The sequence below is a fragment of the candidate division KSB1 bacterium genome, assembly GCA_024655945.1.
Taxonomy (GTDB): Bacteria; Zhuqueibacterota; Zhuqueibacteria; order JANLFK01; family Oleimicrobiaceae; genus Oleimicrobium.
Genome location: JANLFK010000018.1, coordinates 28,518 through 44,710, shown reverse-complemented (window position 1 = coordinate 44,710; position 16,193 = coordinate 28,518). Strand labels below are relative to the sequence as shown.

Here is a 16,193-nt window from a genome sequence, read left to right as displayed (position 1 = left end):
CGCTCGTCAACCCTCTGTGGGGATTAGCAGAGTAAACGTGGTACCTTTGCCCTTCTCGCTTTCCACGCGAATCTCTCCGCCGTGTTCGTTCATGATGCGGTAGACGATAGAAAGACCCAGGCCGGTTCCATCGGGCTTGGTGGTGAAAAACGGGTCAAAGACCCGGCCCAGGTCCTCTGGGGCAATGCCGCAGCCGCTATCGGTCACGGTGACCTCCACGAACAGGCTTTCCTGGAGCAGGGTGGGCAAGACGCCGCGGCGGCGGTCGATGGCCTTCAGGGTGGTCCACACCGGCCTGGCCGCGATGTGGACAGTCCCGCGCTCCTCGATGGCGTCCACGGCGTTCAGCAGCAGATTGAGAAAGACCTGCTGGATCTGGTCAAAGTCGACGAAGACAAGGGGCAAATCATCGGCGTACGAGGTGACCAGCTCAATGCCCTTGCTGCGCATCTTCTGCCCCACCAAAGCGACCACCTCCTGCATGATGTCTGGCAGGCGGTGCGGCCGCCGCACAGGCGGCTGCGGACGAGCAAACGAGAAGAAGGTCCTCAAGAGCGCATCGAGGCGGTCCACCTGGCGGACGATGCGTTCCAGGTACTCCCGGCGGTGGTCGTCGGCGTCGCTCTCCTCCTGCAGCGACTGGGCCATGGTCTTGATGCCGGCCAGCGGGTTCTTGATTTCATGGGCGATGCCCGAGGCCAGCACCCCCAGGGAGGCCAGCCGGTCCATCTTGATCATCTCCGCCTGCAGGCGCTTGATCTCGGAGATATCGCGAAAAGAAATGATGGTGCCCACTCGCTGATTGTGGTCATCCAGCCGAGGCGCCACCGAAAAGCCAATGTGCACCGGTTTGCCACTCTTGGTGGGCACGATGAGCTCACGGTTCCACAGCGAATGCCCGGGTCCGACAATGTTGGGCAGGATCTTCAGGCAATCTTCCTTGGGCAACACTTCCTCCAGCGGCCGGCCAGTGACTTCCCGCGCCTTGTAGCCGAGGATCTCTTCGGCCGCCGGATTGAAGGAGGTGATGCGATTCTCCAAGTCGAGCGTGATGAGCCCGGCCTGCATGCTTTGGATGATGCTCTCGTTAAAGTTCTTGAGCTCGACGATCTCCTGTTCCAGTTGCTTGCGCTGCGTGGTGTCGCGAGCAATGCCGGCCACCCCTGCAATCTGTCCCCGCTCGAAAATGGGGTTGATGTTTGCCGAGAAATAGCGCACCTGGCCATCGGCGCACTGGATGCGCATCTCGAAAATCTTCGCTCGCCCCTGGAGCGTCTCTTCCAGATTGTGGGCTGTGTCGGCCCGGTCGTCAGCGATGACCAGGTCCACCAGGCGCTGCCCAAGCCAGTCCTCGCGATGGAAGCCGGTGAGCGCAGTGACCTGGCGGTTCAGGAAGCGGAAGCGCCCCTCGGCATCCAGCGTGAAGATCAGGTCGTTGACGCTCTCGATGAGCTCCTGATACTCGTACTGCGTGCGGCGCAGCCTCCGCCGCATCCCCTGGGCGCGCGATTCGGCCCGACGGGCCTGCACTACCGCCTCCACCACCGTGCGCAACTCTTGCGGGCCGGCCTCTTGGGGCAACAGCGCCTCGACGCCCATGGCAAAAAGCGATTCTCGCTCTGCGGCTGGCAGCAATGGGTCGGAAAGAACAATCACAGGCGGGCTCGCCTGGCCATGCGCATGCAGCGCGCGCAGCACCTCCATTGCCCCGCCAGCGGTCGCCGATTCCACCAGGACCACCGTCGGCACCTCACGCGCCACTGCCTGCAGCGCCCCGCCCAGGTCAGCGAAGCACTCCACTTCTCCCCCGAGCACCGCTGATAGCTGGCAACGGTCCGGTCGCGGCGAAATGACGATGACCCGGTCCTCAGCAAGCAAGGGCAGCTCGTCTCTGTGCCCACTTGCCGTCGCTGCAGTCAAATGTGCAGGCGCATCCCCTTCCTTCACAGCCACCTCACGCGGAGAACCCTTGCTGTGCCCAGAAGTCTTTCCACCAAGGCCGGAGCGCCCAAACTCATGGTGTCTGACCTGCCATGCCGAAGCCAAACGGGTTCTTACCTGGTCCGCCGTTGCCACCTTGGGCGGCAGCCATCATGCGCAACAGACTGCGGCAGCGATTGTAGATTGCGGAAAGGTCGAGCCGCTGGTCTTCGGAAAGGCCGCACGGTTGCCGCTCAAGCACCGCTTTGGTCAAGCCAGCAATGGTGCTGATGGACTCCTCCAATTCCTCCGGGGGCACCGGCGACACCGGCTTGGCTGCCGCCTGCGTCCCCCGCCCGAAGCGTTGCTCATAGCGACTGCGGCGAATCAGGTTATCGACGATGTTGAGGAGTTCGTGGCGGCCGAAGGGTTTCACTAGAAAGGCCAGGACCCCCATGCCGAAGAAACGCTCAGCCCGCCCGTAGAATTCCGCCCGAGCGGTCAGCATGAGGATCGGCACCGCGCTCCATTTCGCATAGTTGGGGTCGTAGCGGATAATTTCCACAAACTCTTCGCCGTCAAAGTCGGGCAATGCAAAGTCCAAGATGATGATGTCGGGGTTCACTTCGCGCAGCTTCCGCAGCCCCTCTTCGGCAGTCTCGGCAATGCGCAGGTCATAGACGGGGTCGCCAAATACCCTCTTTGCCAACCGTTGCATTTCCGGGTCGTCGTCAATGAGGAGGATAACATCTTTTCCCATGTGCGCCTCTCTCCCTGGTAGAGATGCCAGAAAGAGGTCCTCCCGCGCCCGTCACCCAATCCGTCTCACTCTTTCTGCTCGACAGCCGTCAGCTCTTTTACTCCTGCCACGGGGAAGGTAATCACAAACGTGGTCCCTTCCCCCACCTTGCTGCTCACACTGATTGTGCCCCCATGCACTTCGACAATCTGCTTTACCAGCGAAAGACCTAAGCCCGAGCCGGTGACCTCGCGCACCCGTTGGTCTTCGGTCACCCGGTAGAACTTGTCAAAGATATGGGGCAAGGCCTTCTCCGGAATGCCATAGCCCTGGTCGACCACCGCCACCTGCACGCCGCACGGGGTGTCGGTCACGCGCACCTCCACCTCCGTGTTCGGCGGACTGTACTTGATGGCGTTGGAAATGAGATTGAGCAACACCTGGTCGATCATCCCCGGATCGGCCAGCACCTCCGGCAACTCCTCCGCCACCGTCGCGCGCAGGTTTATGCCCTTGCGCTGCGCCACCGGAGCATTGGTTACCGCTGCGGTCCGCGCCGCGTCGCCTAAGTGCAGCGGCACCTTCTTCGGCTGCACCTTCCCGGACTCGATGCGTGAAATGTCCAAGAACTTGTTGATCAGGTCGCTGAGACGATTGGACTCTTTGAGGATGATGCCCGCGTACTCCGCCGCCTGGGCCTTGGTGGTACTCCGGTCGAGGAGCAGCTCGCTAAAGCCCGAGATGGAGGTCAAGGGTGAGCGCAGCTCGTGGGCCACCATGGAGACCAGCTCCGTCTTCATGCGGTCGATCTCCTTTTCCCGCGAGATGTCCCGCAGGATGGTCACCGTGCCGATGGGCGTGCGGTCCTCCTGGAAAACACGAGCCGCCTTGGCCGCAAGGGTGCGCTCCTTCCACTCGCCAGGGGGCTTGACGGTGATTTCCACCGGCGGGCTCTCCCCCTGCGCGCCGTCTCCTGCTTTCCTGAGCAGGTTGAGCAGCCTGCGGTTCTTGATAAGGCGTCCAATGGGCTGTTCCAACAACTCTTCCTCTTTGACCCCAAACCACCGCTCGGCGGCGTTATTGAATACCAGCACCCGCTCTTGCGGGTCGGTGACAATGACCCCATCGGCGATGTTGCGGATGATGGTGCTGGTCTTGCTCCGCTCGGCGATAATCTGGCTCAGGTTCATCTCGTTGAGTCGGCGAAGCTCGGTGGTCATGTAGTTGAACAGCTTGGCCAACCGCCCGATTTCGCCGCCCGAGTCGACCTCGATGCGGTGGGAGAAGTTGCCGCGAGCAATCTCCGTGGCGCCCTCAGCAAGCCGCGCCAAGGGCTGGGTCACGGCCAGCGTCAGACGGCGAGCAGCCAGCAAGCTGGCACCCGCTACAAGCAGCAGACCAGCCATGGCCGCAGCCAGCACCACGCCCGCGCTCACCGCGCCAGGGCGCCAGAGCACCACCACCAGGACTAAGAGAATGGGCACTACCCCTGCCGCCAGCAAGGCCAGATAGAGCCAACGGAAGAGCGTGCCATTTGTCCTGCGTCGTGGAACCATATTCGCGGGCGATTCACTCAGTCGTGCATGACCACGCGGTTGCGTCCCTCTGCCTTTGCCCGATACAGCCGACGGTCGGCCGCAGCGATGAGCTCTTCCGCCGTGTGTCCGTCCTCGGGATAAGTGGCCACGCCCATGCTGATGGTCAACTTCCCCTGTGGCTGCTGTTCGCCATGGGCAAAAGGAAACTCTTCGACCAGCGCCTGCAGCTTCCGTGCCACCACGCCGCTTGCCGGCCTTGGCGTCTGCACCAGAATCAAAGCGAACTCCTCGCCGCCGTAGCGGGCCGCCACATCGATCTTGCGCACGTTGTCGCGCAGCAGGCGCGCGAGGTCTTTCAGCACCTTGTCCCCGGCCAAATGGCCGTGCGTGTCATTGTAAAGTTTGAAATGGTCGATATCCAACATGATGAGCGAAAAGCACTCTTTGTGGCGCGCCGCCCGGTCCACCTCGTGGGTGAGCTGCTCCTTGAAGTAGCGATAGTTGTAAAGACCAGTGAGGCCATCGGTGATGGCCATCTCGCGGAGCTGTGCCTCCATGGCCTGAAGCTGGCGCACCTTGTGCTCGAGCTGGTCGTGGAGCTGCTTGATACGCAGCAACGACTTGACTCGCACCAGCAGCTCCAGTCTGTTGAAGGGCTTGGTGACAAAGTCGTCCGCGCCGGCTTCCATCCCCCGCACCTTGTATTCCACCTCGTCGAGCGCGGTCACCATAATCACCGGCACAAAGTCGGTGGCCGTGCTGGCCTTCAGCCGGCGGCAGACCTCGAAGCCGTCCATGTCCGGCATCACCACGTCGAGGAGCACCAGGTCGGGGGCCTCCTGGTCGACAATGTCGAGCGCCTCGGGGCCGCTGTGCGCCACCAGCACCTCATACCCCTGAGTTGAGAGGTGGCTCTTGAGCAACTCGACGTTGGCGGCCACGTCGTCGACGACGAGAATGCGTGGCTTGTGAACTCGGTCCTTCACCAGAGAACACCTGCGGTGTCCTGTGCGCGGAGGTGCAGTGAGATGACGGTGAGCGCTATGCTGCCCCTGGTCGGTAGCAGATGTTCCCCATGCGCGCCGCACGCGCTTCATCTAAGCGACTGACCGGCGTCCTCTGCGGTGCCCGCCTGGGCAGGTCCGGATTCTGCTCCGCCTCCTGGGCAATCTGCAGCATCGCCTGCGCAAAGGCATCCAAGGTCTGCTTCGACTCGGTCTCCGTGGGCTCGATCATCAACGCCTCGTGCACAATGAGAGGAAAATACACCGTGGGCGCATGGAAGCCCAGATCCAGAAGCCGCTTGGCAATGTCTAAGGTCTTCACCCCTTTGGCCTTCTGCCGATCCCCGGACAGCACAAACTCGTGCATGGCCGGCCCAGGGTAAGGCAACTCGTAAGCCTCGCGCAACTTCGCCAAGAGGTAGTTGGCGTTGATAACGGCCCCTTGGCTCACCCGGCGCAGGCCAGCCGCGCCCAACATGCGAATGTACGTGTACGCCTTGACCATCACGCCAAAGTTGCCGTAGAAGGCGTGCACCCGGCCAATGCTCTCCGGACAGTCCTCCTCCAGGTAGTAACGCCCCTCTCGCACCCCAACCCAGGGCCGCGGAAGGAAAGGCAACAAGAACTCCTTCACGCCGACCGGACCCGCGCCAGGCCCACCGCCACCGTGAGGGGTGGAAAAGGTCTTGTGCAGGTTAAAGTGCATCACGTCGATGCCCATGTCGCCGGGCCGCACGATGCCCAACAGGGCGTTCAGGTTTGCCCCGTCCATGTACATCAGGCCGCCGACGTCGTGCACCATGCGGGCCATCTCCTCCACCTGCGACTCGAACAGGCCGAGGGTATTGGGATTGGTGAGCATCAACGCCGCGGTGTTTTCGTCCAGCACCGCGCGCAAGGACTGCAGGTCCACCCGTCCGTCCAGCCCCGAGCAGACCTGTACCGGCCTGTAGCCGGAGATGGTCACGCTCGCCGGGTTGGTGCCGTGCGCCGAATCGGGGATCACCACGGTGGCGCGCGGATTTCCCTGGCGCTCATGGTAGGCCCTGATGACCATGAGGCCGGTGAGCTCCCCATGTGCGCCTGCCGATGGCTGCAGCGTCACCCCCTGGAAGCCGCCGATCTCGCACAGGTAGCCTGCCAGTTCGTGCATGAGGCGCAGGGCCCCCTGCACGCTCGCCGCAGGTTGCAACGGGTGAACGTCCACGAAGCCAGCCAGCCGCGCCACGTTCTCGTTCACCTTGGGGTTGTACTTCATGGTGCACGAGCCAAGAGGGTAAAAGCCCTTGTCCACGTGGTAGTTCATCACCGACAAGGCGACAAAGTGGCGGACCACCTCCACTTCGCTCAACTCTGGCAACTGCGGAGCCCGCTTCCGGATGAACTGCGCTGGCACCAAGTCAGGCAAAGCCTTTTCCGGCACATCCAGGGCCGGCAGCGAAACCCCCATCTGTCCTTCGCGACTCTGTTCGAAAATCAACGGTACGGGCATATCCACCTGTTCCTGACGATGATGGCTGAGCACCTTGTGCATTCGAACGCCGATTAAGGTACAACTTAATGCCTAAAATGTCAAGGCCTTTTTGGGCGGAGTCTGGAGACCTCAGGCAAGAGGGGACCTTCGCAGGTGGCAGCGGCTCGTCCCACCGGGGAGCGGGGGCCTCCCCGGTCTCGCGCAGCGATTCTTAACTTTGTTCTTGACCTTCCTCGAGATGTCAATTCGGTTGAAACGAACAATACAGGCACAGCAACCACCTTGGAACCTGTCGAACCACCCCCGCGCTGTGAGCGCCGACGCGGGACAGATCGGGTGGACGACAAACGTACCTCATTGCCTCACGGGACTGCTGCTCTTTGTCAAACCGAAGGGCGGTCTTTGAATGGGGCTCCCGTAGCCGCTGCGGTAAGTGGCACATGGACGCGCCGAGGCGGGCTCGTCAAGCCATGGGAGGAGGTTGGCCATGCATAAGGAAAGAGCTATTGTTCTCACCTTGATCGCCCTCTTAGTTCTGCCTGGTTGTGGTCATACCCAAGAACTAATGGAGATCCAGCTTCAGCTTGATAGCCTCCTGGCTGTCAAGACGAGGTTGGAATCGGCCTTAGATTCCGTGAACCACAAGATAGGCGAACTTGATGCAATCAAGCTAAGAGTGCGGAGTGACAATGACACGACCAGCGGTGTCCTCCTTAGGTTAACCGCTGATGCCAACATGAGAAATAGGCCGGATCCACTGGGCGATGTTGTAAGACATTTGGCCAAGGACACTGAAGTACTCGTGGTGGGTTATTCCTCTGGATATTGCAGGGTCGTCGTCGGCAATGAAATTGGCTATATCAACGAAATGTTCCTGCCCAAGAGCCCATTGCTGAGCGGGATGGCACGATACGGTGAATGGAAACGACCTGTGAAGGCAGGAGCCACCCAGCCTACCGGTGCGGAGACCTGTGGCGCTTCAAGAAGGTCGACTTTGTCAGATACGGCGATCCACATGGGGCCACGTGGCGGGAGGTACCACATCAATGCAAAAGGCAATAAGGTTTACGTGCCCAGGAAAAAGAAATAATCTTGGCGTTCTTCGGCAAATTGTGCGCGAACGCCCCTCTTCAGGCCGCGGAGACAGTGGAACAAGACGTTAGAAAGCACCGGTGGCGATCGACACCCCGTGCCCTGATGCCTATGGCCCTGGCAATGCGGCTCGTCGCCTCTCCTGGTCGGTTGTCAGAGGTGCCCACGTGGCCAGCAGCACTTGGCCGTGCCTCCCCCGATCGACATTTCCGGCCCCCACCCTTGCAGAGCCGAGTCGCGCACGCAGCACGGCTCCGCCAGACTTTGCCCACAAGACCCGGCAACTGGCCTGGAAGCCGCTTCCGCTGGCTGATTGCCGTCTCGCCAGGAGGCGAGGGAGGAGGAGGCCAAAGGTTCTGGAAGGCACAACCCACTCCGGCTCCTTCTTTATGGCCCGCTCACTCGCCGGAGGTATCTACCCCTTCCCGGTGGGGCAAATCTCCGATTTGCCCAGCCCAAACCGCAGGCTTGCGCTACGCTCTGCCGGACAGGGCGGCACAGGCGGGCACGGAGGCAACGGCATTCAAACCGAACTGTCGCAATCGTACGGATTGCGACAGGGAATGGAGACCTTTTGCCTGACCTCTGCCGGTGGATAGGACCTCTCCCTTGAACTCCCCAGCATCGGCCAACCCGCCGGCACACCAGGGGCGCCCAGCATAAGCTGGCATAGCTCGGGCGAGAGCATCGGGCGAGCCGCGCGCACCCTCAGCGATACCGCACGCGGAACTTGCGCACCATGTGATGGGGGTGGTACGACTCCTTCGCCCTGCGCAGCCCAGGGTCGCCGAGGTCCTGCTCGCGGTTGACAAACGGCACCTCCGGCCAGAGATGGGCACAGGTTTGTTGGTTGATAAGAGCAAAGAGCGGGGGGATGTCGGGATTGGCCTTCTCCAGGTGGACCACAGCCGTGTCGGCATTGAGCAGCTCGCCAAGGGCAAACGCCTGCACCTTGCCGTCGATGAGCACCACGCCGCCCTCAGCGTGGAGGTCGGGGAAATGGCGCAGCGCCTCGCGCACCGCATCCCACTCGTCCACCAGGGTCAGATCGTCGCAGCAGCGGCGGGCAGCACACCATCTGCTTGCTACCTCCAAGCACGCCTGCACGTGGCGCTCCGTTAGCGGCTCGTAGGTGGGACTAAGCTCGCGGAACGCACGATTGACGTGGTTGCGCTTGCTGTGATACTTCCGCCCGGCCAGTTGAATGAGATCCTGCGTGCGGTAGACATAGTCGAACTGCTCGCGATCGGGCTCCACTACGAGGCCACCATCCTCCTCCACCACTTGCGCCCACCTTTCTTCCACGCGCTCCAGGCGAGCCATCGCCGGGCCGACCTGCGGACCGAGCCAGTTCATGAACTCCCGCACGACCGCGGCTTCCGGGTGCGGCCCGATGGGCTGCAGACCATATGGTGTGCCGTCGTGGTCGCGGCACAAGAACAGGAGCCACTCGCCAAGGCACGCCCAGCTCACCTGGTACCTCCACCGCCAGATAAAGAGATTGGTAAACGTGTACTCCGAGGCCTGTGGCTGGCTCCGCCAAAGCAGTTCTTCGACGAAGCTGCGGTCCCGGAGCTCGAGCGGTTTGAATGTCGGAAACGCGGGCGGCAATGAGTCTTCACTCACCGCGCGCAAAACGTCCAGACGGCGCCAAGGGAGAGGTAGTGGAGCAAGGCGAAATTGTAGACCTGCTCCACGTCGGCGCCGCCTTCAAGGAGGCGGTAGCCGCCGTACGCCTGCAGGTGTCGGCTTGCTGCCCACGTCAGGGCCACGAGCACATCCTCCGCGCGGCCCTGGGGCGCTGCCAAGGCATCGGCATCCACGACCAGCCCCAGGCGCCTGCCTGGCTGCCACTGCAGGCGGCCGCTGAGCAGCGGCACAAAACCCGTGTTCGTCGTCTCTCCGCTCAGGCCGCGGGCCTGGAGGCGAATGGCCGCGTCGCGCACCTTCGCCGTCAAGCCCACGGCAAGCCGCACAGCGCCCGCGTTGTCGAGGAGGTAGCGGTAAGTCAACCGATAGGAGTCAAAGCGGTAGGAGGCGGACAACGGCACCTGCGCATGAAAATCCGTCCCGGCAAAGTGCACAGGCCTGTCCACCGCGCCGCTCGCCTGCAGGCGGAGCGGTGCCACGAGCAGACTCAGCACATGGCGCTGCGCAAAGCCGTAGCTCAGCCGCAGACGGACAAAGAGCTTGCTCGTCGTGCTGAGGTCCTGGGAGAGCGAAAGGACGGCTCCCGCGGTCTTCGGGACGCGCACGTCGTTGTAGCCGCTCATCACAACGCCCGACTCCAGGCCAATGCTGACTTGCGCCCGCGCCGAAAGGGCCCACCCCAGCAGCAAGGCCGCCAGAAGCCATACCGCACTCGATCCCCTGCCACGCCCTCCCTGTGCCCGCACCCATTCGCCAACGCGGGCTGAGGAGCGCATGTGGCCCACCACCCTGTTGCTCGATGTCGTCATACCGGTCCTCCTATTCTGGAAATTCACTCTTTCTCCTCATTGCGCAGCAGTTCCACGCCTTCTCTTGCCAGATAAGCCACAATGAGCAGGCCTACCAGCGGGTCTGAAAGCCAGAAGCCGAACAGAGAGTTCGTCAGCAAGCCTAAAAGCAGCGCCAGCGAGAGCCACATGCAGACGAACGTCTCCTTGGAGTCCGCCACCAGCGAGCGCAGGCCGAGTCGCTGGCCCAGGCGCAGCTTTTGCCTGGCAAGGATGGGCATCACCACCGAGGAAAGGGCTGCGATGGCGATGCCGAAGGGCGAGGGCTCAGGCCGCTCCTGCCCAATCAGCTTGCGCACCGATTCCACCAGCACATACAGCCCCAGCGCCAGAAATGTGAGGCCCACGAATTTGGTGGCGCGCCGTTCGATGCGCTCCTCTCCTGCCGCGTCACTCCGGCCATGCTGCCGCAGGCGCCAGATAAGCACCAGGCCGGAAAGGGATTCCACCACGCTGTCCAGGCCGAAGCCGACCAGCGAAATGCTGCCCGCAACCGTGCCTGCGGCAATCGAAGCGGCAGCCTCGGCCACATTGTAGCCCACGGTCAAGTACTCCAACTTCAGTGCCCGGCGAAAGCCATGCGCCAGGGCGGGTGCAGAGGGCTGCGCGGCTTGGCCCGCCTCAAGGTCGGTGCCACTCGCTTCGTGGAGTGCCTCTGCCCTCTCCTCGGCGCCCTCGTCTTGACACCGGGCTCGTGCCCCAGACTCCCCTCTGCCGGCTAACATGGCGGCTCCTGTCTCCCCTCCAACATCGCGCGCAGCAGCTGGATGCGCCCGATGTGCAGGGCGGTATGCGAGGCAGTATTGAGGAGCCAGTGGGCCACGGTCATCTCATCCTGCAGCGTGGGTGCTGCGGAGTGAAAATCTTCCTCGCCCAGCCCGCTGATGTAGCTGATGCTCTCCTGGCGAACCTGCCGCACCCAGGCAAAGAGCTCCTGCACCGAAGAGAGTGCACTCTTGATCTGCTCTATGCCGGTCCACTCGCCGCCGAACACCCGGAAGGCCGGCGGCACCACCGGCTCGGGCAGCGCCTGCAGGAACTTGCCAATGTGCACCCGCTCCCGGTGAGCGATGTGTCCCACGTGCCAGATGATGGGCAGGCAGTTGTCGGCCGGCACCCAGAAGAGCTGGTCTTCGGTGAGGCCCTCCACCTCGGCCAATGGGTCGCCGTACCAGGAGCCGCGCCCGTACATGAAGAGCAACACCTCTTTCCACTTTTTCATGGCAATGTCCTCGCATTGGGTTGCGCTGAGGCAACGGCGCGCCCAGCCTCCCCTGCGCGCCACTCCTTTTCATAGGCCAAAATGGCTTGCACCAACTTGTCGGCGCCGAACTTGACCACGTCAGTGGTCGGCAGTCCTGTCTCCTGCTCCACGCGTGCCACCTCGCGCTCCGCCTCCTCATCCGCTAAGATGCGCAGGTTAAGGGCGATGCCCACCACCTTGGCAGGAAAAACCGGCTCGGCCATGGCCTCGTACAGGGCAATGGCCTTGGCTATGGACGGCACGGGCGTGTTCTTGGAGCCGCGCATGATGGTGCGCCCGTACTCGTGGCAAAGGATGAGCGCGTGCGGCGCAAAGCCGTGCAGCATGCTCAACATCACACCGGAGTAGAGCGGATGCGTGAGGGCGCCCTGACCCTCGATGAGCAGGTAGTCGTGCGCGGCGTTCTCCAGCACCAGTCGCTCGGCAGCCCCCGCCACAAAATCGGCGATGACCCGGTCCAAGGCCATGCCGCGCCCGGAAATCATGATGCCCGTCTGTCCGGTGGCGACAAAGACTGCGTCCCGCCCCTGGGCTTGCAGAACCTTAGCGACCTCCAGCGCGACGATCTTCTTGCCGATGTTGCAGTCGCTCCCCACGGTGTGCACGCGGAAACACGGCAGTTCCTGCGCGCGACAGTTGTTCACGGTCAGCTCGTCGGGCACGCGGCGCACGTCCACCAGCGACACGCCGCGCTCCTTGGCCCGCACGGCAAACTCCGGGTCATCGCCGAGAAAGACATGCAAACCCGCCACCACATCGAGTCCCGCATCGATGGCCTGGAGGATAATGGCCCGCCAGCTTGGCGGCAACTGCCCCCCTGCCGGCGAAATGCCGATGAGCAGCGTGTCGGGCCGCAGGGCAAGCGCCTCCGCGAGAGAGGCCAGAATCGGAATCCCTTTGCCCACCCCCAGGAGCTTTTCCGTATCGCCCCCGGCCTGAGTGGAATCGATCAGGGCTACGACCTCATCGCCGCGGTAACGGACCACTCCTGCAGCCGTCTTGCCCGGCGTGGGGTGGGTATTCCCTTCGGTCAAGATGACAAAGCGCCTCTTTTCCCGCAGCAGCTCAATCCCACGCATGCTGGTTCTCCACCTTCGCACGGTACAGCCGCACGCCTCGAGTGCGCCGCCGTGCTTTGCACAAGGAGCAAGCCACAAATCTTTCCTCCCAGTTGCTCACCGCAGGGCCACGATTTTCGGCACAAAGACGCACAGGCCGATGACCAGGGCAGTCATGGCCCCCACCAGCACGCCGCCGGCAGAGAGGTCCTTGACCTTGGCAATGGCCTCACTGCGTTGCGGGCTCACCAGGTCGGCGAGGCGCTCCACTGCTGAGTTCAGCAGCTCCAGTGCAAAAACCAACCCGATGGCAAAGGTGACTGCCAGCCATTCGCCGGCCGAGATGCGGAAAAGGAACCCCGCCACGATGACCCCTACTGCAGCGGCCAAGTGAATGCGCGCGTTGTGCTCTTCGCGCAGCAGAAGGGCCAGGCCGCGAAAGGCGAAGCGAAAACTCCGTCCCCTCTGTCGGAGGGAGAAGGGGGTTTGCTTCATGGGCACTCCTTAAGGGCTAATCTGCCCGAACACTTCGGGGTATTCGCTAATCTGCTCGCGGATTTCGCGATCGTAGCGGATGACCACCACCCGGTAGCCCCGCGCCCGCAGCTCTGCTCGGAGCGCATCATCCCGGTCCCTTTGCACCGGATCGTCGTGCACGGAACCGTCAGCGAACACGCAGATGTTGGGTCGAAAGAAGAAATCCGCGATGCAACGTGGCGCGGCGATGCTCTTTTGCGCCTCGTCCGGCAGTCGCAGGCGTTCGGAGGCCAGTACATCCAAGAACCGGCGTTCGAGGTCTGAGCGCGCGTCGGTCACGGAACGAAGCCAGGCGAGTTGTTCCTCGCGCGAGCGCTCGCCGGCACGCACTAACGTGCGACTGGCCGCCAATTGGACAAGCAATTCTCGAATGCGCCGTCGATCGAGCAGCAGTGCCTCGTGCTGATTGTCGAAACTGAGCAGGCATTGGTAGCATGCGGCCACGCAGTCTGGCTTTTGGTCGCTTCCATCTGGGCCGAAATGGCAGCGTGCGAGCGCCTCTTCTGCCACTTCCGCTAAGGCCGTTTGCTCCTCCACGAGGCGCCTCAGGACTCCGCATCCCCCCTCTGTGGCCTCGTAGAGTAGGATGGAACGGTGCTCGCCCTGTCCGATGCGTTCCGCGCCGAGCTCCGTCTCCTCCAACTGATAAGCGTGTTCAATGCCTCGTTCCAACGCATACTGGAGGGTTGCTTCCAGTGCTGGGTCGCCCTGGAGGTCTGGGCGCACCAGCTTCACAAGCAAGGCATTTTGGGTAGTTACCACACCCAGGCGAACATTTTCCACGCGGTGGACACGAGCCGGCTGCCCGTTCTCCTCCGGCTTTGCTGACACCACCTCGCCCGGCTCAAAGTCTACAAGAAAACCAGGTTGATCCGAACCGTACCACCCGTGGTTGATACGCATGAGGGTGGCTGCGGGCGCGTAGAGGAGTTGGAGCAACGTCTCGTTCTCCGCTATTACATCGGCCTGCAGGAAACGCAAACCCTCTGGGAGCATGGGTAACTGGTAGAAAACCTCCAGTTTGTACCCGCGGCGACGTCGCTCCTCCTCTTCGGATGTAATGCGTTCGCGGCGACGCGTGCGCACATTGGGCATTTCCAGCACGGTGGCCACCAGACTGTTCTGTGCATCGAACCTGGAGTGGCACACGGGGCAGAGGTCAAGGTCGTCATCACAGTAGGCGCCGCAGGTGTAGCAGAAGCGCTTCTGGCTCCTGCGCTCGTCCATGCCTCCCGGCGGGCTCTGGAAGGCCACCACCTCCCATTTTGCGCCTTCATGAAAGAGCACATTGTTCGGGGCAAACTCACGGATGGCCAGAAAGCGCGGGCGCGCGATGAATTCCCCTTCCCCTCGTGGCACCCAGGCCCGCACCGGTAGGGCAGGGAAGTTGTAGCCGGGCAGAAAGCCCTCGCTTGCCAGGTACCGGTAGGGGTAAAAGTCTCCTTCTTCCCGCGCCACCACCCGCTGCAGAAGGAGATTCAGCTGGTGACGTGCCTCGTCCTGCCTTCTGCGAGCCTGTGCCTGGCCCTCTGCGGTCCGGGCGCGGTCTTCGTCAATGCGTGCGGCCTCAAGCTGGCACCTGGCCGCTCTGTACAGCTCGCGCCAGCGGTCGAATGCCCTGTTGAAAGCTTCAGGCGCCTGTTCAAGAACCCTGTCTATCCATGAGTCATCAAACCATCCGGATGTGGCTAACAGCCCTCTGTCGGCACTGACCATACGACGCACTCGTTCGGCGATATCGGCGCGAGCGGTAATACTGAGCCGGATCCGCGCCGCCTTCTTCTCCGCCAGCGGGAGGTTCGGCTGCTCTATGTCGATCACGCACTCGATGGATTTCCCCAGCGACAGACCGATGCAGCCAAGCCAGAGGGCGTGGATGTGAGATCTCAGCAGCGCTTCGTTGGCGATGTCCAGGCGGGGCGCCCGCACGCTTCCGGCCACCATTTCCGCCTGCCTGTGGAAAAAGTACTGGTCGTGCGTGTTAAAGGCCCCGCAGTAGCTGAGGATTAGGCCTGGTTGTCCCTGTCTGCGGGCCCGACCACTGCGCTGCGCGTAATTAGCGGGAGTTGGCGGCACGTTTCTGAGATGCACAATCTCCAGGTCGGCGATGTCTACGCCCAGCTCCATGGTCGGCGAGCAGACCAGGTAGGGGAGACGACGGCCCAGCGTGGGCGCTTCTTTCCTGTCCTCTTCTGCCCAGCGAAACCTTCGTTCTCGACGTTCTCGCTCGCCGGGCCTGACCACCTGCGCGGTGTGCTCCCTCGCCTGGAGCATAGCCAGCGCTGCCGCCTCTTGTTGGTAGAACTGCTGGAAGAAGGTGTTAACCAAGGAGCGCGCCTCACGATAGTAGTCGCCTTGAGCACGGCGGGCGTAGATAGGATCCGGCGGTGGCGGTGTGCCGTCCCCCAAGCACCAGATGAGGCAGGCCGCGTCAAGCTGAAAGAACTGGTGGTCGTCCACCGGGTCCAAGCGGACCAGCAGACCATGGGCAACGAGCAGGTCAAGGAGCTTGGCGATAAAGTCGGCGTACGCCTGCCCGTCGAGGTGCAATTGGGCGCGCAAGAAACGGCCGATTGTGCTGCGCACCCCCAGCCAAAAACCCTCCACCTGCCGTTTTGAGGAGCCCGGCAGCACAAAACGCCTCGCCTGCTGCAATTCGTCGAGCTCTGGGTCCAGGCCCCAAAACTCATTGAGGTGCTGTTCCGCACGGGTACGCAGCCGCCGCTGGCGGTCTCTGTCCAGCACACTGGCCCTGATTGCCAACTTGCGGCGCAACTGATCCAGCACCGGTCGGAGCACTGCCTCACGCTCTTCCGGGGTAGACGCGGCCATTGCCAGACTGAACTCCCACAGCTCCGGCCTTCTGCACAGCTCTTGCAACCCGCGATACTCGATGCGCAACAGACCCACTTGCTCCAGATTCGGGTGGACCACGCGCCAGCCACGGCGCAGGTCATCGTACAGGCGATATTCAGTCAGATCAGTAAACACCTCCCAGACGTCACGCGCTGCCGGCGACCCTGGTTCCAACTGCGGTGTGCGCGCAATGTCGCGAATGCTCAGCCCGGA

The 16,193-nt window shown here is 62.6% G+C and carries 13 protein-coding genes; 1 reads left to right on the top strand and 12 read right to left on the bottom strand.

Annotated features, from left to right (window positions below; genetic code table 11):
- Window positions 1-6 precede the first annotated feature (6 nt).
- The 5 genes from NUW13_15685 to gcvPB all read right to left on the bottom strand — a co-directional run bounded on the left by NUW13_15685 (window position 7) and on the right by gcvPB (window position 6,693).
- Window positions 7-1,947, bottom strand: a complete 1,941-nt coding sequence (locus NUW13_15685; GenBank protein MCR4440451.1) for a PAS domain S-box protein — start codon at window positions 1,945-1,947, stop codon at window positions 7-9.
- Window positions 1,948-2,014: 67 nt separating this feature from the next.
- Window positions 2,015-2,680: a response regulator gene (locus NUW13_15680; GenBank protein MCR4440450.1), complete on the bottom strand. Its 666-nt coding sequence runs from the start codon at window positions 2,678-2,680 to the stop codon at window positions 2,015-2,017.
- Window positions 2,681-2,745: 65 nt separating this feature from the next.
- Window positions 2,746-4,215 (bottom strand): cell wall metabolism sensor histidine kinase WalK, encoded by a 1,470-nt coding sequence (locus NUW13_15675; protein MCR4440449.1) that lies wholly within the window; start codon window positions 4,213-4,215, stop codon window positions 2,746-2,748.
- A gap of 17 nt (window positions 4,216-4,232) precedes the next feature.
- Window positions 4,233-5,183, bottom strand: coding sequence for a diguanylate cyclase (locus NUW13_15670; GenBank protein MCR4440448.1), 951 nt, complete (start codon window positions 5,181-5,183; stop codon window positions 4,233-4,235).
- A gap of 55 nt (window positions 5,184-5,238) precedes the next feature.
- Entirely contained in the window at window positions 5,239-6,693 is a 1,455-nt protein-coding gene (gene gcvPB / locus NUW13_15665) for an aminomethyl-transferring glycine dehydrogenase subunit GcvPB (GenBank protein ID MCR4440447.1), read from the bottom strand.
- Between the two features lie 469 nt (window positions 6,694-7,162).
- Here gcvPB and NUW13_15660 point away from each other — a divergent pair, with 469 nt between their 5' ends.
- Window positions 7,163-7,765 (top strand): hypothetical protein, encoded by a 603-nt coding sequence (locus NUW13_15660; protein MCR4440446.1) that lies wholly within the window; start codon window positions 7,163-7,165, stop codon window positions 7,763-7,765.
- A gap of 710 nt (window positions 7,766-8,475) precedes the next feature.
- Here the strand turns inward: NUW13_15660 and NUW13_15655 are convergent.
- The 7 genes from NUW13_15655 to NUW13_15625 form a co-directional block, all read right to left on the bottom strand.
- Window positions 8,476-9,393 carry a phosphatidylglycerol lysyltransferase domain-containing protein gene (locus tag NUW13_15655; protein MCR4440445.1) on the bottom strand — a complete coding sequence of 306 codons (918 nt, stop codon included), beginning with the start codon at window positions 9,391-9,393 and terminating at the stop codon, window positions 8,476-8,478.
- Window positions 9,390-10,226 carry a hypothetical protein gene (locus tag NUW13_15650; GenBank protein MCR4440444.1) on the bottom strand — a complete coding sequence of 279 codons (837 nt, stop codon included), beginning with the start codon at window positions 10,224-10,226 and terminating at the stop codon, window positions 9,390-9,392. Before NUW13_15650 ends, NUW13_15655 begins: the two co-directional genes overlap by 4 nt.
- A gap of 23 nt (window positions 10,227-10,249) precedes the next feature.
- Complete coding sequence (locus NUW13_15645) at window positions 10,250-10,990, bottom strand: cation transporter (protein MCR4440443.1); 741 nt, start codon at window positions 10,988-10,990, stop codon at window positions 10,250-10,252.
- On the bottom strand, window positions 10,984-11,487 hold the full coding sequence (locus NUW13_15640; protein MCR4440442.1) for a DinB family protein: 504 nt from the start codon (window positions 11,485-11,487) through the stop codon (window positions 10,984-10,986). The genes NUW13_15645 and NUW13_15640 overlap by 7 nt, the downstream gene beginning before the upstream one ends.
- Complete coding sequence (locus NUW13_15635) at window positions 11,484-12,608, bottom strand: DUF1611 domain-containing protein (GenBank protein ID MCR4440441.1); 1,125 nt, start codon at window positions 12,606-12,608, stop codon at window positions 11,484-11,486. Before NUW13_15635 ends, NUW13_15640 begins: the two co-directional genes overlap by 4 nt.
- Window positions 12,609-12,704: 96 nt before the next feature.
- Window positions 12,705-13,082, bottom strand: a complete 378-nt coding sequence (locus NUW13_15630) for a diacylglycerol kinase family protein (protein MCR4440440.1) — start codon at window positions 13,080-13,082, stop codon at window positions 12,705-12,707.
- Window positions 13,083-13,091: 9 nt separating this feature from the next.
- Window positions 13,092-16,115, bottom strand: a complete 3,024-nt coding sequence (locus NUW13_15625) for a DUF1998 domain-containing protein (protein MCR4440439.1) — start codon at window positions 16,113-16,115, stop codon at window positions 13,092-13,094.
- Window positions 16,116-16,193 lie beyond the last annotated feature (78 nt).